The organism is Paenibacillus sp. FSL R7-0331 (genome assembly GCF_000758645.1).
In the GTDB taxonomy this organism is placed as follows: Bacteria; Bacillota; Bacilli; order Paenibacillales; family Paenibacillaceae; genus Paenibacillus_AQ; species Paenibacillus_AQ camerounensis.
The window spans coordinates 4,685,282-4,707,222 of the sequence record NZ_CP009284.1 but is presented as its reverse complement, the minus strand read 5'-3'; the positions used below and the strand labels follow the sequence as shown (position 1 = coordinate 4,707,222).

Here is a 21,941-nt window from a genome sequence, read left to right as displayed (position 1 = left end):
ATGGCAGTAACTCAAAACCATATTCAAGAGGCAGTAGCCTATATTAAAGATCAATGTACAGTAGCACCGGAAATCGGCTTGATTCTCGGCTCCGGGCTTGGTGTGCTGGCAGACCTGATTACAGATGAAGTAGTTATTCCATATAACGAAATTCCGCATTTCCCGGTATCGACCGTTGAAGGTCATGAAGGCGAGCTGCTGATCGGCCTTATCGAAGGACGCCGGGTGGTAATGATGAAAGGCCGCTTCCACATGTATGAAGGCTACGGTCCGGAAACAACGGCCTTCCCGGTACGGGTCATGAAGGAGCTTGGTGTAACCAGCCTGCTCGTGACCAATGCCGCCGGCGGTGTGAACAAGGATTATACCCCGGGCGATCTGATGCTGATTACCGACCACCTGAACCTGACCGGCTGCAATCCGCTGATCGGACCGAACGATAACGCGCTTGGCGTACGGTTCCCGGATATGTCGGCTGCTTACAGCCCGCGTCTGATTGCAGTAGCCAAGGAAGCTGCGGCAGCGCAGAATTTTGAGTTCAAGGAAGGTGTCTATGCCGGTCTGCTCGGACCGAACTATGAAACGCCTGCCGAGATTGTGATGCTGCGCGTTCTGGGTGCGGATGCCGTAGGGATGTCCACCGTATCAGAGACTATTGTAGCCCGTCATGCAGGCCTTGAGGTACTGGGAATTTCCTGTATCACCAACATGGCTGCCGGCATCCTTGACCAGCCGCTGAACCATGCCGAGGTTATGGAGACAGCTGAGCGTGTGCGCGAGCGCTTTTTGAAGCTGGTGCTGGCCTTTATTCCTAAGATGTAGGCTGATCCATTACCGGCGTGTTCTACTTTAGATGTATACTAAATTTATCGGGCTCGTAAGAGCCATCATCCGTGAGGTGCAAAACTAATGCGTGCAGTTGATCTGATTCAGAAAAAAAGAGACGGCGGCGAATTAAGCCGTGAAGAAATTGCTTTCCTGGTCCAGGGCTACAGCAAAGGTGAGATTCCGGATTACCAGATTTCCGCCTGGGCTATGGCTGTGTACTTCCGGGGAATGAATGCGCGGGAAACCGGCGATCTGACCCTTGAGATGGCAATGTCCGGGGACCAGGTGGATCTTAGCCCGATCGCCGGAATTAAGGTGGACAAGCACTCCACCGGCGGCGTGGGCGACAAGACAACCGTGGTGCTTGCACCGCTGGTGGCAGCAGCCGGAGTGCCGGTCGCCAAAATGTCCGGCCGCGGGCTCGGTCACACTGGCGGCACACTCGACAAGCTGGAGTCGATCTCCGGCTTCTCGGTGGAGATGGGCCGTGAGCAGTTCTTTGCCCAGGTCGGGGAGATTGGCGCGGCCGTAATCGGCCAGTCAGGTAACATTACCCCGGCTGACAAGAAGCTGTATGCACTGCGTGACGTGACCGCGACGGTGGAATCCATTCCGCTGATCGCAAGCTCCGTTATGAGCAAAAAAATCGCCGCCGGCGCAGACGCCATCGTGCTTGACGTCAAAACCGGCAGCGGCGCCTTCATGAAAACGCTGGACGATTCAATCGCCCTGGCACAGGCCATGGTCGATATCGGCACGCATCTCGGCCGTAACACAGTGGCCGTAATCAGCGATATGGATCAGCCGCTGGGCTTCGGCATCGGCAATGCGCTGGAGATTAAGGAAGGCATCGAGACGCTGAAGGGTCAGGGGCCGAAGGATCTGCAGGAGGTCTGCCTCATTCTGGGCAGCCAGATGCTGGTGCTGGGCGGTAAGGCGAAGGATGAAGCTGAAGCACGCTCCATTCTGCTGTCTCATATTAAGGACGGCAGCGCCCTGGAGAAGTTCAAGCAGATGGTAACCGCCCAAGGCGGGGATGTGTCGCAGGTGGAAGCACCGGATACGCTGCCTTCGGCAGGCCGCTTCATCGAGGTGAAGGCTGCTTCCGCAGGCTATGTGGAGAGCATTCAGGCTGAGGAGATTGGCGTAGCCGCCATGCTTCTCGGCGCAGGCCGCGAGACCAAGGAATCGCAGATCGACCTGGCTGTCGGCATCCAGCTGTCCCTGAAGGTCGGCGATGCCGTTGCCGCAGGCGATACGCTGGCTGTACTGCATGTGAACAACGCGGGCGTGAGCAAGGTGCAGGAAGCGGAAGCCAAGGTGCTGGAAGCTTACCGCATCTCCGCTGAGCCGGTTCCGCCGCAGCCGCTGGTATTCGCACTGGTGACCAAGAACGGCGTTACGCGGTACTAGGCTGCAATTTAACACAAACGTACGGAACACTAGCTGTCCCGTACGTCCAGACTGCCGGGAATTCCCGGCAGTTTTTTTTATTTTACCGCCGCAAAATCAATCTGATAGGTCACGGACAAATGCTGTCCATCATCTGTATAGATCAGCTCGGCAGGCTGGCTGAAATCGATTCGGCGTGTATCGAAATAGGGATCAGGACTTTGGAATAGCTAGTGCTGCCTGCTTCAGCCCCATCTTTGTCAGCTTGTTCATCTTTTCCTGTTATGCTGCCGGGCTGCATTGCTGTTGAACCCTGCCTCAGCATGATGCTGATGTGTTCAGTGAAACGGGCATTATCCCCGGAAGCTTTTATGCTAAACCCCAGCTGGCCTAAGTCTGAAAATTGCTTATTAAGCTTCCTGGCCTCACTTAAGGTGTATTCCTGGCCTGTGCTGAGAGCAGAGTAGGACATCATCGCGATATAGTAATAGGGTGTATTAACGTTGACAGAAGGCTGTATGCCGGACTGGTTACTTTCAATTACAGCGGCCTGCTGCTCCGTCTGAAATGCCTTGACCGACTGCAGATCACCGCTGCCTGTAGCGATAGCCTGCTTCATCTGCCGGTCGGACAGATCAAAGATAGTATTACGGATCTGCCGGTCAGCAGACCCTTGACCCTCCGCAGTTCGATAGTAGGATTGCGCAAAGGTCAATAAAGACGTGATAAGAGAAAGAATCATGATGGCCATTACCACTTTATTTTTCACAATGCAGACACCTCAGCCTTCTCTTCCGCTGTTCAGCCAATTTTCCACAGCCTGCTGCATCCGGTAAGCTCCCCGGCTCTCGTTACAGAGGACTACAGCGGTAGTACCGCTGGCCGGGTAATGGGCGGAGTGGAAGGATACCCCGGGATCATAGCCCATCACATGATATTTATACACACCGCTATCACGCTTCGTAATCCACACGCCGTAGCCGTAGTAATCATCCTTATCTTCATGAATATGCGGGGTTAACAGCAGGGCAGTCATTTCCGGCCCTAGCAGCCTGTGCTGAAGCAGCCCCTCCCACAGCAGCAGCATATCAGGAGCGGTCACGAACGCGCCGCCGTCAGCGCCCCCTTTTACCGGAATGGAGTAGATGTTCGTGGTGTGCGTGCCGTCCTCCTTCACGATGTAGCCCTGGGCCGTATTGCCGGGGAGTGCGTCCAGTGCAAAATATCCGGAGTCATTCATTCCGCATGCCGCAAAAATCTGCTGCTCCACATAATCGGTAAAGGTTAATCCGCTAAGCTTCTCAACCAGCAGTCCAAGCAGAATGTAACCGGCGTTATTGTAGCGGAACCTGGTGCCCGGCTCGGAAATCATCGGCAGCTCACAGAACATCGGCACAAAATTCCGGGGCCCCCGCAGCAGATACATCGGCCGGGTTGTCCAGAGCTCGGCAAAATCCTCCATCGTCTCCTCATCAAAATAATCCGGAATTCCTGCACTGTGGGTCAGCAGCTGATGCACGGTGAAATATGGACTGAACTGTGGGAAAACGGTCCGGTCCAGCACATCCATGACCTTGTCTACCAGCGAGAGCTTGCCCTGCTCAACCAGCTGGCAGACAGCAATTGCAGTGAATAGCTTGCAGCCTGAGGCAATGCCGAAGCGTGTGTCAGCCCGGTTAGGGGTTACGTCGGCTTTGTTGGCGTATCCAAATGCGCCGGTGACGGCGGGTAGAGCGGTGTTTGTCACGAGAAAAGCTCCCGAGAATACTGCTGCCTCCGCCTCGGCTCTCATTACAGCAGCCAGCTGCTGATGTGGCATAATATGACCTCCTGATTCCTGATTCATCTTGGATAAATATCCCTAGTCATTCTTCATCTTAAGCTACCATATCACGGCTGTTCCTGAAAAGGTATGCCGAGTTCTTGTATAAAACGTCTGCGGCCGGTTAGAGAGCATACGCGTGACGTAAGGTTTATCTGTAAAGGACAAGAAACCGGCAATAGTTTTGGCAGGGCGGTACATTGTGGACATTTCGGCATTTAAGCTAGTATAAATTCTAACATTACTATCATAGAGAATGACATCCGGGGAGGAATTGATATGGCACTTCAGCAAACGATTACGGTAATGAACACAATGGACAGCGCTTATGTGAACGGGGAGCAGGTCAAACAGCTTTTTTCTGCTTATCCGGGGATTGCCGTGGAGGTAAGAAAGGTTGAGGGTGAAAAGGGCAGCACAGAATTCGTCAAAATCACCATACCAGGCAGCAGCGGCAAGCTTGGCGGAGGCACTGCGCCTACTTTCGGCATTGTCGGGCGTCTTGGCGGAATCGGCGCCCGGCCCAGCCGGATCGGAATCGTCTCTGATGCTGACGGTGCGGTTGCGGCAGTTGCTGCGGCACTCAAGCTGGCGGATATGCAGGCTAAGGGAGATGTTTTAAAAGGGGACGTGCTGATTACGACGCATATTTGCCCGGATGCTCCGACACTGCCGCATGAGCCGGTGGATTTCATGGATTCTCCGGTGGATATTCTGCAGATGAACGAGCATGAGGTGCTGCCTGAGATGGAAGCGGTCCTGTCAATCGACACAACTAAAGGCAACCGCGTGGTGAATCATAAAGGGATTGCTATCTCGCCTACAGTCAAGGAGGGCTACATTCTGCGGGTCAGCGAGGATCTATTGCGCATTAAGGAGATGACGACCGGCCAGTATCCGGTTACTTTCCCGGTGACGACCCAGGATATTACTCCTTACGGCAACGGCCTGTACCATATCAATTCGATCCTGCAGCCTGCGGTTGCTACCTCAGCGCCGGTTGTCGGCCTGGCTATTACAGCCCAATCCATGGTTCCGGGCTGCGGCACGGGGGCAAGCCATGAGGTGGATATTGCCCAGGCGGTACGTTTTGCGATTGAAACGGCCAAAGAGGTGACGCAGGGTACCTGCTCCTTCTATAACGAGGAAGAGTTTGCACGCATTACAGAGCTTTACGGCCCGATGAACGTGCTGCAGACACTGGGCAAGCCGGCGGTGGCATCCATTTAACATAACGGGAAACGGTGGCGCTGAAGCGGTTCAGCGCCATTTGCATATCAGCGTGCGAGTGTCGGGACAGAATTCAGGAATGCATAGGAAACGACAGGGGGGAGCAGCTTGAAGCAAATCGGTTTAATCACGATCGGGCAGGCGCCGAGGTCTGATGTGGCCCCGATCATCGAGCAATATTTGAAGGGACAGGCAGAGCTGGTGCAGGCAGGTGTGCTGGACGGCTTTAGCGCTGAGCAGGTACGGGAGTTTTTTAGCCCGCAGCCCGGGGAGTACGTGCTTACTACCCGCATGGCGGACGGATCGGCGGCGGTGATTTCACGGGAACGGATCGTATCGGTGCTGCAGAGGAAAATGGATGCCATGGAGGCGGCGGGAATCACTACAATTCTGCTTGCCTGTACAGGTGTATTTCCCGGCCTGCACACGTCTAGGGCCCATTTAATAGAGCCGGACCGGATCATACCGCCTGTTGTGCACGCTATGCTGGGCGGACGCCGGCTGGGGTTAATCGGTCCGCTGCCGGAGCAGGAGGAGAGCATGAGAGATAAATTCGCTGCTTCGGGCGGGAGCATTCCCTTTGCCGCGGCTTCCCCGTATACCGGAACAGAAAGCGATTTCCGCGCTGCCGCGGAGCGGCTGCGGGGTGAGGCCGATGTCATAGTACTTGACTGTATGGGTTATGTGGAGCAGCATAGACAGTGGGCGGCCTCAGCAGGAGTGCCTGCTGTACTGTCAAATGCCCTGATGGGCAAGCTGATAGCAGAAATGGTGTAATCAGGAGGAACTTGAGATGAGTGAAGCAAGAATAGTAATCAGCATGAATGTCCTTAAGGAATGCCTGGCCCTGCGCAGCGGCGAGCTGCTGGCCGTTGTAGCCGATGATGACAAGCGGGAGCTTGCCGAATCCGTCTACGAGGCAGGCAAGCGCCTTGGAGCTGAATCCATGCTGCTGATTATGCAGCCGCGCAGCAGATCCGGCGAAGAGCTGCCTGCCCCGGTTGCGGAAGCGATGGCAAAGGCGGATGTGGCGGTATGTATCACAACACATTCGATGACACATACGGCGGCCCGCAAGCAGGCGGCGGCTGCAGGAACCCGGGTGGCGACTATGCCGGGGATGACAGATGATATGTTCAGCCACGGGGCGATTACTGCCGACTATGGGCAGGTTAAGGAACTGACCGAGCAGGTAGCTGCGCTACTGTCCGCAGGCCGGGAGGTCCGGGTGGAGAAGGACGGGCTCAGCCTCAGCTTCTCTATTGACGGCAGAGCCGGTGTGCTCAGCACCGGGTTATATTTGAATCCGGGCGAATCCGGTAATCTGCCGTCCGGAGAGGCTTATATTGCGCCGCTGGAAGGCACTGCGGCAGGGCAGATCAAAGTGGACGGCTCGATTGCCGGAATCGGCGCGCTGAACAGCCCGCTGGTGCTGACGGTTGAGCAGGGCCGTCTGACTGCAGCGGAAGGCGAAGGCGGGGACAAGCTGCTGGAGATGCTCGGCGTGGGCGACGGGCGCCTGCTTGGGGAATTCGGGATCGGAACAAACAATAAGGCTAGAATTACCGGTGTGGTGCTGGAGGATGAGAAGGTCTACGGGACGATCCATGTGGCTTTTGGCAGCAATAATACCTTCGGGGGAATTGTTGCGGCAGGGGTACATATCGACGCTGTAGTGATGAAGCCGGATGTCTATATTGATGATAAGCTCATTATGCGTACCGGGGAGCTTCTGTAGCAGTATTGCTGACGGGTTAGATAAGAGCAAAGAAGATGGACTGTGTGGATGTGTATATGGAAGCAGCGATTAAAGACGGGCTGTTGCAGTCTAATCAGGGGGGATAAGAATGCTTGGAATGATACGTGTGATTACACTGCAGGACGAGTCTGCAGTCCGGCTGCACGGGGCGCTGGTTGAGCAACGGTTCGGCCTGCCGGTGCTCAGCCGCTGTATTCCGGATCAGCCCCGGGGTGTGTACAATGACGAGACGGAAGCAGAGTCGGTGCCGAAGATTATTGAGCTTGCCCGGCAGCTTGAAGCTGAGGGCTGTACGGCGATCGGCATCAGCTGTGCTGCTGACCCTGCACTGCTGGAAGCAAGGGCAGCCGTCAAGGTTCCGGTATTTGGCGCAGGCTCCTGCGCTGCCCATCTTGCACTGACCTGCAGCAGCAGGATCGGCGTCCTGACGATCCTTACGGAGGTTCCGCCGTTCATCCGCAGCATTCTGGGCGATGCTTACATTGGCATGGACCGCCCGGATGGCGTAACGACTACGCTGGATCTCGGTACGCCTGCAGGGCGGGCCGGCGCCCTCGCCGGAGCTGCCCGGCTCGTTGAGCGCGGAGCTGATGCGCTGGTACTGGCATGTACCGGCTTCGCCACCATCGGGCTTGCAGCGGAGCTGGAGGAGAAGCTCGGCATCCGCGCGTTTGACCCGATCCTGTCGCTTGGCGCAGCCGCGGCCTCAGCCGCATCCCTGCCGGGCATTGTGCAGCGCTGATTGTGCCGCACTAATGTGCTGCAAAATAATGCCTAATGCGTATCGAGTACGTACCAGGTGTGTGCCGCATGCGTGCATTGATGTTTTAGCTGCTTAGCTTGCAGTTAAGCCGTCCCCCGGAGTGACTGCCGGGGGACGCTTTTTTTTTTGCTTTCAGGCAAATTTATGTTTTTGCATAGAGCAAGCCTGGAGAGTTATTAGAGCCGAATAGCCTTTCCCAGGCAGCCGCTACATCTTCACAGACGGAAATTGTCTGCAATTTGCTATATTTTCCTGTGGTAAACGGCAGATGTCTGGTACACTAGCGTGACGAATTGCGCAATGAGCGCTGGATGAATAGTGTGGCATATTTCAGGAAAAATCATGAAATACTGTAGACAGCAGAGGGAGGCAGAGACGCTTGAAGACACGTGGAATTACATTAAGAGAACTAATGCAGCTGTCCGTGCTCGGCAAAGCGAGGGTAGTTAGCGGTGAGCAGGGGCTGGACCGGGTGGTCCGGTTTGTAGACATCATGGAGGTCCCTGACCTGAAAGGCTGGATCAGCGAAGGGGTTATGCTGCTGACTACCGCCTACTCCATCCGTCACGATCCTTCGCTGCTGGCGGAGCTGATCTATACGCTGGATAATCTGGGCGCGGCGGCGCTGGCGATCAAGCCGGCCCGGTTCCTGAAGGAGATTCCGCAAAGCGCGATTGACGCCAGTAATGATTGCGGTCTGCCGATTGTGGAAATTCCGCCGGAGATCCCCTATACGGATATTACCCAGCCCGTGACGGAGCTGCTGCTCGGCCGGCAGGCAATGCTCCTGCGCCGGGCGGAGGAGGTGTACCGTACACTGACGACGATGGTGCTGGAGAACAGCGGCATCCAGGCGGTAACCGACAATGTGGCGGAATTTCTGAAGGCTCCGGTAGCGCTGGTTGATCCGGAGCGGAGGATTATCGTCACGTCACCGGCGGATTATGACTGGCAGCAGGAGACGGTGCCGCTGAATTGGAGCATCCATGTGGACCGGCGTACCGTGGCTAAGCTGCTGGTGGATAAGGAACGGCTGGACGATATGGAGGAAGTGGGGATTGAACAGGCCCGGCTGGTGTTCGCGCTTGAGCTGATGCGCCGGAAGGTTGCCGAGGATACGGAATTCAGGCTGCGCGGCAATTTCATCGACGAGCTGCTGACTCCGCCCCTGCCCTCGCGTCATGAAGTGGAACGCCGGGCGAGACAGCTGGGCATGAACCCTGAGCATAAATGGGAGGTTGCAGTCATTGAGGGGGAGACAGCACCAAGCGAGGAGACAGTGAACAATCTGCTGGACCGGGAAGCGAAGAAACGCGGGGTCACCCCTCATGCCGAGTACCGTTCCAGCAGGGCTGTGCTGTTCCTGCCCACACCGGAAGGTCGTAAGCTTAGCGCCGCCGAAGATATACAGGAATCCTGGTCTAAGACGCTGGAGGGCTGGCTGCTGGATAAAAGCAACGGCCTCTCCAATTACCGTACCGGCGTCGGTACACCGGAATACCTGTGGGACATCTATACCAGCTATAACGAGGCCCGCAAGGCACTGTCTGTCTCCAGACGGCTGGGACAGGGGCCGGGAAGCGTTACCCGCTATGAAGAGATGGAAGTGTATCATCTGCTTGAGGGGCTGAGCGGACCTGGCTTTGAGCACTTGTTCGAGCGCAAGCTGGGCAAGCTGCTGCAGTATGACCAGGAGCATGACAGCAACATGCTGCTGACGTTCTATCACTATCTGGAATGCCGGGGAAGTCTGATTGACACTGCGAACAGTCTGTACATACACCGCAACTCGGTCAAATACCGGCTGGAGCGGATCCGTGACATAACCGGGTTTGATCTGAATGATCCGCGTGAGCAGTTTGTCTGCCATTTATGCCTGATCTACTACTATCTTCAGGAAAAATAGGCGGCACTGGAATTTTTATGGAATATCATGTTAGATAAAGTGACGTCCACACGTTGCAGTAGTGCACAACCGACAAACGGTTGTGCTTTTTTTTAGTCAAACGGGACGTAGAGCAGCCGTTGAATTCTATGTAGAATTAGCACAACCACTAAAGATGCTTTGAAACAGCATAGTACCTGACATGGAACCTCGGTTCCGCTACAAAGAAAAGGCTCAGAGCATCATCGCGACTGATGCCGTAAGGGGGTTGATTCATTGTTTGCTTACACATTAAAAAGACTGGTGCAAATGGTTCCGACCCTGCTCGGAATTATCGTCATCACCTTCATCCTCTCGAGAGTGCTGCCTGGTGATCCTGCCATTATGCTGGCCGGAGAACAGGCCCCGGAGGAGATTGTGAACAAGATCCGCATGGATATGGGACTGGACCAGCCGCTCTACATCCAGTTCTTTTCCTACCTCGGGCAACTGCTCAAGGGGGATATCGGCTACGCGTATCATACCGGGCATTCGGTAGCCAGCGACCTGGCTACACGCTTCCCGGCTACAATTGAGCTGACACTGGCAAGCATTCTGATTGCAATTCTGGTGGCTATCCCCGTCGGGATTGTGGCAGCGACAAAAAAGGAATCGATTCTGGATCACATCTCCCGGGTGTTCTCACTGATCGGGGCCTGTGTACCGATTTTCTGGCTGGGCCTCATGTTCATTTATATCTTTTATTCGATCCTCGGCTGGGCTCCGGCGCCGATGGGCCGCATCAGCGGCGATCTCAACCCGCCGGTGCATCTGACCGGATTGTACGTGCTGGACAGTATCCTGTCCGGAGACATCATTGCCTTGAAAAGCAGCCTGGCTCACCTGCTCCTCCCGGCGATCTGTCTTAGCACCGGCACCATGGCCATCGTGGCCCGCATGACCCGCTCCAGCATGCTGGAGGTGGTGGATCAGGATTTTGTCCGCACCGCACGGGCCAAAGGCTTGCGGGAATCGGCTGTCGTATATAAGCACGCACTGGTTAATGCGCTGATCCCTACATTAACTGTACTCGGACTGCAGTTTGGCTTTCTGATGGGCGGAGCGGTTATTACGGAGACCATCTTCTCCTGGCCGGGAATCGGCGGTTATGTCACAGATTCCATTCTGGCTGCGGATTACGCGCCGATCCAAGCCTTTACCCTGGTCAGTGCCGTGCTCTATTGCGTGATTAACCTGGCTGTCGACTTAATCTACGGCTTCATTGATCCGCGGATCCGCTATGAATAGAACCGCTTGGGAGAAAGGAGGAGACTTACGTTGAGCACTGCAGCACATTCAGCGCATTCATCACAGGGCAAGCCGGCGAAGCCGCAAGCTGCTGCCAAGCCCAAAACCCTGTGGTCCCTGCTGCTGCGTAACCGGCTTGCCGCCATCGGGCTGACCTTTATTTTCATCTGGACGGTTGTAGCCGTTATAGCTCCATGGATTGCCCCTTATGATCCGTATGTGACAAATATGGCAAACAAGCTTCAGGCGCCTTCGGCCAGCCACTGGTTCGGTACCGACAATTTCGGCCGCGATATTCTCAGCCGGGTGCTCTACGGAGCAAGAATCAGTATCTGGACCGGTCTGATTGCGGTCGGCATCTCCTTCGTCATCGGTGTGCCGCTCGGCGGAATTGCCGCTTACTATGGCGGCCGTACAGGAACCGTTATTATGCGCCTGATGGACATCCTGCTGTCCTTCCCGTCGCTGGTGCTGTCCATGGCAATTGCCGCTTCAATCGGAGCAGGCTTAACCAGTGCGATGATCGCCGTCGGGATCGTCGGCATTCCGGAATTCGCCCGGCTGATGTTCGGGCAGACGGTCTCACTCCGCGAGAAGGAATATATCGAAGCAAGCCGGGCAATCGGCGTGAAGAATACAGTCATCCTGTACCGCCACATTTTGCCTAATGCCCTTGCACCGCTGATGGTGCAGGCAACTCTCGGGATGGGCTTTGCCATCCTGACGGCTTCCAGTCTCAGCTTCCTCGGGCTTGGCGTTAAGCCGCCGATTGCCGAGTGGGGCGCAATGATCTCCGAAGGCCGGGAATACATTATTTCCGGGCAATGGTGGCTGGTTACTTTTCCGGGACTGTCCATTGCCACTTCAATATTAGGCTTTAATCTGCTAGGAGACGGATTCCGGGATGTGCTTGACCCGCGGTTGCGTTCGGGCAAATAAAGCAGAGCAGGGGGAGGTACTCCCGGCTCCGCTGAATCCCGGTAAATATAGATCAGAGAAGCCAATGGCATGGTGCACTACCCGGCCGCCAGCGGCGTATGATCAGGAGCAGCACCAGTGTTATTTTGCAGGCAGGATATAGAAAAGGGAGGAATTACTGATGAAAAGATTCAAACTGATGTCCACGCTCGTAGCTTTTTCCATCATGCTCGCCGGCTGTGCAAGCAGCGCCAATCCGACGAACCCCGCTTCTACAGCGGCTACAGGGAATACAGGAACGTCTGCCCCTGCTGTCAAAAGCAACCTGACGGTTGCCTATTCCGAAGGCGGCACTACGCTTGACCCGGCGGAAGCCAATGACCTTACCTCCGATACACTCGTGCTTGCCGCTTATGATCAGCTGGTCACCTATGGAATCAAAACCGAAGACGGCGCTGATATCGCCAACACCGAAGATATACAGCCGATGCTGGCTGAGAGCTGGGAAGTGTCGGATGACAATACCGTGTACACCTTCAAGCTGAAGCAAGGCGTGACGTTCCAGAGCGGCAATCCGGTGGATGCCGAAGCGGTTGCGTATTCTTTTGACCGTGTAGCTAACTCCAGCTCCGGCAGCTTCCTCTATGGAATGGCTGCAATCAAGTCAGTAACTGTAGTGGATGCTTCCACAGTTGAAGTGACACTGACTAATGCCAATCATAATTTCCTGCAGATCATTGCGATGTATACCTTCTCCATCGTGGATCAGAAGATTGTTGAAGCGCAGGGTGCAGACTATCTGAAGACAAATGCAGCAGGCTCCGGACCGTTCACCCTTGAGAAGTGGGACCCGGCAACGGAAGCAATCTTTACCGCCAATGAGCAATACTGGCAGGGTGCGCCAAGCCTCAGCAAGGTTACTATGAAATTCACTAAGGAAGCCTCCAACCGTGTGCTCCTGCTCGATAAGGGTGATGTGGACATGGCGATCGAGATCCCTCCTAAGGATGTAGCTTCCCTTGAGAGCAACACGGACCTGACAGTCGCTTCCAACGCGAGTAACCGGATTCTGTTCTTCGCAATGAATAACAATGTGAAGCCCTTTGACAACGTAAAAGTCCGCCAGGCGATCAACTATGCGATTCCTTACGATGAGCTGCTGAGCGGCGTTATGTACGGACAGGCCAAACAGATGAAGAGCTCTGTAGCGAGCAACACACCGGGCTTCACCGATGCAGGCTTCGTCTATGAGCACAACCTTGATAAAGCAAAAGAGCTGCTGGCTGAAGCCGGCTATGCTGACGGATTTGCCTTTGACTTCACGCTGGGCTCCGGGTTCGATGACTGGGAAGATGATGCGGTACTGATTCAGGCTGAGCTGGCCAAAATCGGCGTAACGATGAACATCAACAAGCTGGCCCGCGCCCAGTTCCTTGAACAGCAGAAAACGAATAACCTGACCTCTTACATCTCGAAATGGACCTCTTTCGTCAATGACCCCGGCTATCACCTTGGTTTCCTTCTATACGGCAAAGGTTCTTCCAACTACATCAACTACAGCAATGCAGAAGTAGACAAGCTGTGGGAAGAAGCTAACGTTGAGACGGATGCAGCCAAGCGGACCGCGCTCTATGAACAGGCACAGGAGATCATTACAACGGAAGCACCTTGGGCGTACCTGTACGAATATAACCGCATTGTCGGCATGAGCAATAAGATCAGCGGTTATGCGTTCTATCCGGATGAGGTGATCCGCTTCTACCCGCTGTCGTTTGAACAATAAGAAGGCAGAAGGCTTGCTGAAACGGTACCGTCCTACAAAGGGCGGTACAGCCGTTTCTGCTTGCTCTATTTCACAAATTCATATGATCCTCATTGGCCGCAATTGCCAGTCATGAGGACTTAAAGGAGCGCAACAGGCAATGACAGACTGGAAAAGCAAGATACTGCAGGCGATTGACGATGAGCAGGACCAGCTCCTGGAGCTGTGCTCACAGCTGATCCGTTTTCCTTCGGAGAACCCGCCGGGCGATTCACGCGACATCAGCGCTTTTATTATCCATTATTTAAAAGAAGCAGGAATTGATACGGCCATTCACCCGGCTACCGATACCATGCTGAATCTCGTTTCTACTCTGAGTTCGGGGGCGGAGGAGCCGTCCGGCAAAAATCTGATTTTCTGCGGTCACACCGACGTTGTTCCTGCCGGTGACCTTTCCCGCTGGGACTTTGATCCGTTCTGCGGCGATATTGTTGACGGTTATCTGCTCGGCAGAGGCGCCTCCGATATGAAAGCAGGGCTGGCCGGACTTGTCTATGCAACCGCACTGCTGGCCAAGCTGGGTGTTCCGCTAAAAGGCGACCTGTCGCTGCTGATCGTGCCGGATGAGGAGACAGGCGGCCATCTGGGCGTGCCTTGGGTACTGGAGCGCGGTCTGATCTCTGGAACGGCGGCTGTTATCGCCGAGCCGTCCGGTCCGCTCAACCCGACCATCGGGCAGAAGGGCAGCTGCTGGTTCGAATTCACTGTAGAAGGCACGCCGGGCCACGGCAGCCTGTCGCCGGTCGTCGGCGACAGCGCCATCGTTAAGGCAGCCAAAGGGATTGAAGCGCTGCAGCGTCTATGGGACATCAAGCCGGATATTCCGGAAGAAGTTAAAGAGATCATCCGCATCTCGCAGGATTATGTGAAGCAGCGCGAAGAATACGGTGAAGTTGCTTATCAGGTGTTCGATCACGTAACGGTGAATATCGGGACGATTCAAGGCGGAACCAAGGTGAACGTTGTGGCGGACCGCTGCACGATCCAGGTCGATTCCCGTGTACCGTTCGGTGTAGATTACCGTGATGTGCTGGACCGTGCCCGCTCCCTGCTGCTTGAAGCAGGCATTGAATCTGAGGTGAAGGGCTTCGGCTTCCAGGGGAACGCGAACTGGACAGCTCCTGAGGAGCCAGTCGTAAGCGACCTGGTGGAGAGCATCTGCGAAGTCAGCGGCGAGGAAGCCTACGGTGTACTGCAATGGGCATCGAGCGATGCGCGTCATTTCCGGACCCATAATATTCCTGTGCTGCAATACGGGCCGGCTGAGCTGTCAACCATTCATAACTTCAATGAAAAAGCGCCGGTCTGGCAGATCATCCAGTGTGCCAAAGTCTATGCGCTCACTGCTCTTAAATATTTGGGCGTCGAAGAAGGCAAATAATAAGCGGAATTCTTATATAAGCAGCAAAGATAAGCAAGATACAGAAATAAAGGAGGGGCAATCATGGCAGAACTGCTGGAAGTATCAGGGCTATGCACCGAGTTCAAAACAGCGGCGGGTACAATCCGCGCGGTGGACGGCATCAGTCTGTCAGTGCGTAAAGGGGAGACGCTTGGGATTGTAGGTGAATCCGGCTGCGGAAAAAGCATCACCTCGCTGTCGATCATGCAGCTCCTGCCTAAGCGGATCAGCCGGATCGCCTCCGGCCATATCCGTTTTGAGGGCAAGGATATGCTGGAGATGCCGGCAAAAGAGGTGCGTAATATCCGCGGCAACCGGATTGCGATGATTTTTCAGGAGCCGATGACCTCGCTCAATCCTGTATTTAAGATCGGCCGGCAGATTTCCGAGTCGGCCCGTTATCATCTGAAGCTGGGCAGGAAGGAAGCGAACGAGCGGGCAATTGAAATGCTGCGCAAGGTCGGGATTCCCCGCCCGGAAAAGATTGCCGAGCAGTATGCCCACCAGCTCTCCGGCGGGATGCGCCAGCGGGTGATGATCGCGATGGCGATGGTCTGCAGTCCCCAGCTGCTGATCGCTGATGAGCCGACAACGGCGCTCGACGTAACGATTCAGGCGCAGATTCTTGATCTGATGCGCGAGCTGCAGGAGAAGGAAGGCATGTCCATCCTGATGATCACCCATGACCTGGGCGTTGTAGCCGAGATGTGCGACCGGGTTGTCATTATGTATGCCGGCCAGATTGTCGAGGAGACGGATGTCGCCACCTTGTACAATACGCCGCTGCATCCGTATACCCGCGGACTGCTGGCTTCGCTGCCTCAGCTTGCCGGAGACAGCGAGCGCCTGACCTCGATTCCCGGCCAGGTGCCGAATCCGGCGAACCTGCCGGCAGGCTGCCGGTTCGCGCCGCGCTGTCCGGTGGCAGTTGACCGCTGCCTGACGGAACGTCCGGAGCTGGTAGAAATCCAGCCGGGCCATACCTGCCGGTGTCTATTGCAGGAGGAGGGAGTCCTATGAGCATATTACTTGAGGTTCGTAATCTGAAAAAGCATTACCCGGTCCGCAAGGGCTTCTTCGGAAAGCAGGTCGGTGCTGTCAAAGCTGTGGACGGGATCACTTTATCCGTCGAGCAGGGCGAAACGCTGGCTGTCGTCGGCGAGTCCGGCTGCGGCAAGTCCACGACCGGCCGGGCCATCCTGCGGCTGATTGAACCGACTGAAGGCGAGATTATGTTTGGCGGCACAGATGTGCGCAGCCTGAACACAGAGCAGCTGCGCCGCTTCCGGACCGATATGCAAATGGTATTCCAGGACCCTTATGCTTCGCTTGACCCGCGCTGGACTGTCCAGCGTATTCTGGAGGAGCCGCTGCGGACCCATGGTTCCGTACCCTCCGGCGAGCTGAAAAGCCGTGTCGAGCAGCTGATGGAGGTTGTAGGCCTATCCCCCTATCAGGCCCACCGCTTTCCCCATGAATTCTCCGGCGGCCAGCGGCAGCGGATCGGGATTGCCCGGGCGCTTGCGCTGAATCCGAAATTCATAGTCTGCGACGAGCCGGTATCGGCGCTGGATGTGTCCATCCAGGCCCAGGTGCTGAATCTGATGCAGGATCTGCAGGAGCAGTACGGCCTTACTTATATGTTCATTTCCCACGACCTGTCAGTCGTGAAGTTTATCAGCGACCGCGTAGCCGTAATGTATCTTGGCCGGGTTGTCGAGCTGGCCCCGACCAAGGAGCTGTTCGCGAAGCCGCTGCATCCGTACACGCAGGCGCTGATGTCCGCTGTCCCTGTGCCGAATCCGGGCCAGAAAAAGCAGCGGATCGTCCTGACCGGCGACGTGCCGAACCCGGAGACGCCGCCAACCGGCTGTGCCTTCCACCCGCGCTGTCCATATGCCATGGACAGATGCAAGTCGGAGGCGCCGGAGCTGCGTGCGCTGGACACGGGCCATCAGGTGTCCTGCCATTTATATTAAGGCGGCTATGTATACAGCTGGCCGTTCACAACAAAGAGAGCAGCTTTTCTCCCGTCAGGGGAGAGGCTGCTCTCTTTTGATACCAAACTGAAATCATTACAACGCCGTCCTCCGGAATTCGCTCGGCGTTACGTTCAGCGCCTGCTTGAAGGTTTTGCAGAAATACATGGAGGAATTGAACCCGCAGGCCAGCCCGATTTCCAGAATGGAGCGGCCGGTATTAACGAGCATGTTGCAGGCATGCTGGATTCTGATGTTGTTAATATAATGGACGAGGGTAAGTCCGGTTGCTTCCTTAAAGATGTGGCACAGATAGTATTTGGAGATGTAGAACTGCCCGGCGATCTCTTCGATTTTGCGGATTGTAGCATAATTCTGGTTGATGTAAGAGAGAATCAGGTCGATCTGATCGGGGGAGGCTGTGGTCTGTGCGGTTCTTGGCGCGCTTTTGCTCTGGTTCAGAATGTCCAGTATTTCAGCCAGATAGATGAAAATCCGGTTGCTGCTATCCGTGACATCCTCCTTCTCAAGCAGGAGCAGCAGCTTTTTGACCCGGGGGAACAGCTCCCTGTCAATGGATATGACGCCTCTGTCGAAGCAGTCCAGCAGAGAGGTGACGGCCTTTTCCGTAAAATACATCCGCAGAAACCGGTCTGTGAAATATAGGCAGGTTCTGGCGCAGCCGTTATTCCGGTAGCTCTGGTGGAACAGATTGGGCTTGAACAGCGCCGTATCATGCACCGCCAGCGTCAGCACCGAGTCATGGATCAGCATATTATGATGACCTTCTTCCAGGATGTACAGCTCGTAGCAGTTATGGTAATGAACACCTGGCATCCGGTGCCCGGCGTCATGCTTCATGTATTCAATATAGAATAAAGGATGCGGAACGAACAGATCTGCGCCCATGGCTTCAACCCCTGTCTTTTATAGCAATATAGTACAACAAACAGCGATAAAAGCAACATAATATAAGATTGTTGTTCTATCTTGAGGTATAGTTAACCCACAGAAAGCAGGCAGCAGGCTGTGCCCGCCGATCATGAGGAGGTTAATGTACTTGAATACAATCCACCCAGCTGACAAAGGCCTGGAGCTGTTCACAGGCAGCAAGCCGGTACATATCTATGTGTCCGAACAGGAAAACAGTGCTGTACAAATCGCCGCAGCGAATCTGATTACCGACATTAAGCGGGTCTTCGGCTGTAAGGCAGTCCTTTCGGCAGAGATCCATGAATGCGCCATCATTATTGCTACACTGGAAAAGGGCGCGCAGCTTCCAGCAGCCCTGCAGAATGCCGAGCTCCCACTTGAACTGATTAAGGATGAGACGGGAGCGTGGCGCTGGGAAGCTTTTCTTCAGCAGGCTGTGGACGGCGTATTGTACATTGTTGGTTCGGACCGCCGGGGTACGATCTTCGGTATCTACGACCTGTGTGAGGCAATTGGCGTATCCCCGTGGCATTACTGGGCGGATGTTCCGGTGAAGACCAAGGGCTCGTATAGTGTGCCTGCAGCTTTCAGTAAGGCCGACTGGCCTTCTGTGCAGTACCGCGGCATTTTCCTGAATGATGAAGAGGAGCTGGATGACTGGGCCAGACTGCATACACCGGACGGCACCATCGGACCGGTAGCCTACAGCCATATCTTCGAGCTGCTGCTCCGCCTGAAGGCGAACTATATCTGGCCGGCGATGCATGTCAATTATTTCAACGGCAATTCCGAGAACGGTGCGCTGGCTGAGCGGATGGGCATTGTTGTCGGTACCTCTCACTGTGACATGCTGCTGCGCAGCAACCAGAATGAGTGGACCCCGTGGCTTGAAAGCAAGGGCTATACAGATGCCGAATACGATTATTCCATCCCTGGCCGCAACCGGGAGATTCTGCTGGAATACTGGCGGGAGAGCATCGGTCAGAACCGGAATTATGAGGTGTGCTTCACGATGGGGATGCGGGGCATTCATGATTCGGGCTTCCATACCCGGGCTATTGATGCCGACGATTCCCTGACCAAGGAGCAGAAGAAGGAAGCGAAGGTCAAGCTGCTCGGACAGGTGGTCCGTGATCAGCGGCAGCTGCTTATAGAGGTGCTTGGGGAGGATAAGGGGACTGCGGCCCTGCAGACCTTCGTACCCTATAAAGAGGTGTTGTCACTGTATGACCAGGGGCTGGAGCTGCCGGAGGATCTGACCCTGATCTGGGCGAATGATAACTTCGGGCATATGCGCCGTTATCCTTCGGCAGCCGAACGCAGCCGCAGCGGCGGGAACGGGCTCTACTTCCACGGCTCCTACTGGGCCGCTCCGGGAACGGGAATGAGCTATCTGTTCATCAATTCTATCCCGCTGGCGCAGACAGGCAATGAGCTGAAGAAATCCTGGGAGTCGGGCATCCGTAAGGTATGGGTGCTGAATGTCGGCGGCTTGAAGCCGGTTGAGCAGGACCTGGAGTATTTTGTCCGGTACGGCTGGGAGGCCGGTAAAGCGGAAGGGATTACGAAAGACCCGCGGCTGTTCACGGAGCACTGGATTAATGCCAATTTCTCCGGCGGACACGGAGCTGAGGCAGCACAGCTGTATACGGCCTTTGCCCAGGCGACGAATGTACGCAAGATTGAGCATATGCAGCCGGGCGTATTCTCGCAGACGGCTTACGGGGATGAGGCAGGCCGCAGGCTGCTGCTGCTGGAGGACCTTTACAGACGGGGCAATGCCATTCTGCACAATCTGCCGCAGGAGGAGCAGGCCGCCTTTTTCCAGCTGCTCCTGATGAAAATTCATGCCTCCTATTACACCAACCATGAGTTTTATTATGCCGACCGCAGCGTGCTGTCCTATGAACGCGGGAATATGCAGGCGGCGGACCGTTATTCGGAGCTGTCAGCTGAGATGCTGGACAATAAGCGGCGGATGCTGCATTTCTATGACCGGAAGCTTAGCGGCGGCAAATGGGAAGGCATGCTTACGCCCGAAAGCTTCCCGCCTCCGCCGACTGCGCTGTATCCGATACGTAAGCCGGCGCTGCGAATCTCGGGAAGCAGCCTGCGGACAGACCTCTGGAACGGGGAGGAGTCACTGCGCTTCTCGGTCTACGGCCGCCGTGAGAAGTGGATTGAGCTCGGTAACCAGGGCGCGGGAAGTATCCCTTATACGTTAGAGGTAGAGGATGGGGGGGACTGGATCTCTCTTTCAGATACGGAAGGGACGCTGCAGACCGAGCAGCGGATTCTGGTTACGGTCCATGAGCCCGCGGCCCATGGCGGCCGGCAGGGACTTATCGTCATCCGTGATCACAGAAACGGCACTGTCATCTCTGTCAAGGTGGAAGTTGAAGCCACTCCGCCTGTGCCGGACAGCTTCACCGGATATATCGAAGCGGACGGATATGTGTCTATTCCGGCTGACGGCTACCATCACCGCAGCGAAGCAGTGAATAACGCCGGAGAGGAGCAGTCCGCCTGGTTAACGGTGCCGGGCATGGCCAGATATGAGGGAGCGGCGCTGATGGCCTGGCATCCTGCAGGGCAGGTGCCGGAAGGGGAGCTGCGGGACAATGCCTCCGTCGGGTATGACATTTACGTGGAGCAGAGCGGGGAGTATATTCTGGAAGTTCACCGTTTCCTGACGCTGAATTCTACAGGCAGAATCCGTTTCGGTGTAAGCTTAGATGAAGGGGAGCCAGTTCTGGTGGAGTCGGAAACGAATGACGAATGGAAGGGCAGCTGGCAGCAGAGCATTATGGATAACGGGGAAAAGCTGCTGGTGAACCTCCCGTATATGGCGGCTGGCGCTCATACGCTCAAGCTCTACACAGCGGATAATTATGTAACCATCTCAAAGCTGGTGCTGTATACGAGTGAGAGAGCTGAGTCTAATCTGGGCCCGGCCTTCAGCGTGCGGGGGGACGAACCGGCTGCCGGTTACGGCGCGGAGAGCCCTCAAGTGGACTGGAAGGAAGTAGAGGCACTGTGCAGCGGGTTTTACAGTACACAGAAACAAGAAGTAACGCTGCCATCGGTCCTGTACGCGGATAGAGCCTTTTTCGAGGAGCGGTTTGATCTGATCTTCGAGAAGTGCCAGCCTCAAACGCAGACGGAGCTGGGAAGTGCGCGCTATGACAGCCTGTGGAAGCGTACGGATGAAAAAAATGTTATTGAAGCTTTCGGTTCAGGCAGCTTTACCGAGCAGGACGGTGTTGTTGCCATCGAGGCTGAATATGCCTTGGAGAACTCTGCTAATGCGTACCTGACGCCTGCAGCAGATGATACCAGCCTGAATTGGAGCCATCTGCAGGCTGAGACGAACGGCAGAACAGGCTTCGCGATGCATGTTGCTGACGCGGGCTTGAAGTGGGAGGAGCCGGATGCCGCCCCGGGCATGCATTACCGGATCAACGTACAGACAGCGGGAGTGTATCACGCCTGGCTGCTGATCAGACATCATAACTTCCAGTCTGATTCCTGTTACCTGGCGCTTGACGGCGACATTCAGCCTCTGTCCGAGCAGTTCGGCGGCGGAAAGATTCACACCTACAATACCGCCCAAGTATATTACTGGTGCGCGATCTCCGACCTGGAGATCAGCCCGGGTGAGCACACGCTGTCCATATTAGCCTGTGAATCCCAGCTCCGGGTAGACCGGATTTACCTGACGGCAGGAGATGAGCTGCCGCCGGCAGATGCACAGTGGCAGGATTCAGCCAGACAATAAAAGAGCGTTACATCGCCCTTTCGCTTCCGCACAGGAAGACGGAGGGGCTTTTTGGGTTGTTCTCCCTTTTCGGATACCTGAGCAAGCGAGGCTATTGTCATGAACCTACAGGCTGTCGAGAAAGTCTCGACAGCCTGCTTTAA

General features: G+C 55.4%; 17 protein-coding genes. 14 read left to right on the top strand and 3 right to left on the bottom strand.

The genetic code is table 11. From position 1 onward, the window contains the following. Both R70331_RS20340 and R70331_RS20335 read left to right on the top strand, forming a co-directional pair. Positions 1-822, top strand: coding sequence for a purine-nucleoside phosphorylase (locus tag R70331_RS20340; RefSeq protein WP_042178492.1), 822 nt, complete (start codon positions 1-3; stop codon positions 820-822). 87 nt (positions 823-909) lie between these two features. Then, a complete protein-coding gene (locus R70331_RS20335; RefSeq protein WP_042178489.1) occupies positions 910-2,241 on the top strand; it encodes a pyrimidine-nucleoside phosphorylase in 1,332 nt (443 codons plus the stop codon). 142 nt (positions 2,242-2,383) lie between these two features. On the opposite strand, the gene R70331_RS20330 is transcribed toward R70331_RS20335, so the two are convergent. Both R70331_RS20330 and R70331_RS20325 read right to left on the bottom strand, forming a co-directional pair. Further along, on the bottom strand, positions 2,384-2,989 hold the full coding sequence (locus R70331_RS20330; RefSeq protein WP_042178487.1) for a hypothetical protein: 606 nt from the start codon (positions 2,987-2,989) through the stop codon (positions 2,384-2,386). Positions 2,990-3,001: 12 nt separating this feature from the next. Then, entirely contained in the window at positions 3,002-4,039 is a 1,038-nt protein-coding gene (locus R70331_RS20325; protein WP_042178484.1) for a serine hydrolase domain-containing protein, read from the bottom strand. A gap of 282 nt (positions 4,040-4,321) precedes the next feature. Here R70331_RS20325 and R70331_RS20320 point away from each other — a divergent pair, with 282 nt between their 5' ends. From R70331_RS20320 to R70331_RS20270, 11 genes are all read left to right on the top strand, one after another. After that, on the top strand, positions 4,322-5,272 hold the full coding sequence (locus R70331_RS20320; RefSeq protein ID WP_042178481.1) for a DUF1177 domain-containing protein: 951 nt from the start codon (positions 4,322-4,324) through the stop codon (positions 5,270-5,272). 108 nt (positions 5,273-5,380) lie between these two features. Continuing rightward, positions 5,381-6,049, top strand: coding sequence for an AroM family protein (locus R70331_RS20315; protein WP_042178478.1), 669 nt, complete (start codon positions 5,381-5,383; stop codon positions 6,047-6,049). Between the two features lie 16 nt (positions 6,050-6,065). Next, positions 6,066-7,010 (top strand): aminopeptidase, encoded by a 945-nt coding sequence (locus tag R70331_RS20310; RefSeq protein WP_042178476.1) that lies wholly within the window; start codon positions 6,066-6,068, stop codon positions 7,008-7,010. Positions 7,011-7,119: 109 nt separating this feature from the next. After that, complete coding sequence (locus R70331_RS20305; protein WP_042178474.1) at positions 7,120-7,773, top strand: aspartate/glutamate racemase family protein; 654 nt, start codon at positions 7,120-7,122, stop codon at positions 7,771-7,773. A gap of 400 nt (positions 7,774-8,173) precedes the next feature. Beyond that, positions 8,174-9,700: a PucR family transcriptional regulator gene (locus tag R70331_RS20300; protein ID WP_052419137.1), complete on the top strand. Its 1,527-nt coding sequence runs from the start codon at positions 8,174-8,176 to the stop codon at positions 9,698-9,700. A 255-nt stretch (positions 9,701-9,955) separates the two neighbouring features. Next, positions 9,956-10,966, top strand: a complete 1,011-nt coding sequence (locus R70331_RS20295) for an ABC transporter permease (RefSeq protein ID WP_197071353.1) — start codon at positions 9,956-9,958, stop codon at positions 10,964-10,966. A 108-nt stretch (positions 10,967-11,074) separates the two neighbouring features. Continuing rightward, complete coding sequence (locus R70331_RS20290) at positions 11,075-11,905, top strand: ABC transporter permease (RefSeq protein ID WP_442950590.1); 831 nt, start codon at positions 11,075-11,077, stop codon at positions 11,903-11,905. A 160-nt stretch (positions 11,906-12,065) separates the two neighbouring features. Then, the gene (locus R70331_RS20285; protein ID WP_197071352.1) at positions 12,066-13,667 is read left to right on the top strand and encodes an ABC transporter substrate-binding protein; all 1,602 of its coding nucleotides are present in this window, start codon (positions 12,066-12,068) and stop codon (positions 13,665-13,667) included. A gap of 139 nt (positions 13,668-13,806) precedes the next feature. Next, complete coding sequence (locus R70331_RS20280) at positions 13,807-15,087, top strand: M20 family metallopeptidase (protein ID WP_042178465.1); 1,281 nt, start codon at positions 13,807-13,809, stop codon at positions 15,085-15,087. 63 nt (positions 15,088-15,150) lie between these two features. Next, complete coding sequence (locus tag R70331_RS20275; RefSeq protein WP_042178463.1) at positions 15,151-16,128, top strand: ABC transporter ATP-binding protein; 978 nt, start codon at positions 15,151-15,153, stop codon at positions 16,126-16,128. Next, positions 16,125-17,087, top strand: coding sequence for an ABC transporter ATP-binding protein (locus R70331_RS20270; protein WP_042178460.1), 963 nt, complete (start codon positions 16,125-16,127; stop codon positions 17,085-17,087). The genes R70331_RS20275 and R70331_RS20270 overlap by 4 nt, the downstream gene beginning before the upstream one ends. Before the next feature lie 96 nt (positions 17,088-17,183). Here R70331_RS20270 and R70331_RS20265 read toward each other — a convergent pair whose 3' ends face one another. Beyond that, positions 17,184-17,996: a helix-turn-helix transcriptional regulator gene (locus tag R70331_RS20265; protein ID WP_042178458.1), complete on the bottom strand. Its 813-nt coding sequence runs from the start codon at positions 17,994-17,996 to the stop codon at positions 17,184-17,186. A 145-nt stretch (positions 17,997-18,141) separates the two neighbouring features. Here R70331_RS20265 and R70331_RS20260 point away from each other — a divergent pair, with 145 nt between their 5' ends. After that, the gene (locus tag R70331_RS20260; protein ID WP_081947683.1) at positions 18,142-21,798 is read left to right on the top strand and encodes a glycosyl hydrolase 115 family protein; all 3,657 of its coding nucleotides are present in this window, start codon (positions 18,142-18,144) and stop codon (positions 21,796-21,798) included. Positions 21,799-21,941 lie beyond the last annotated feature (143 nt).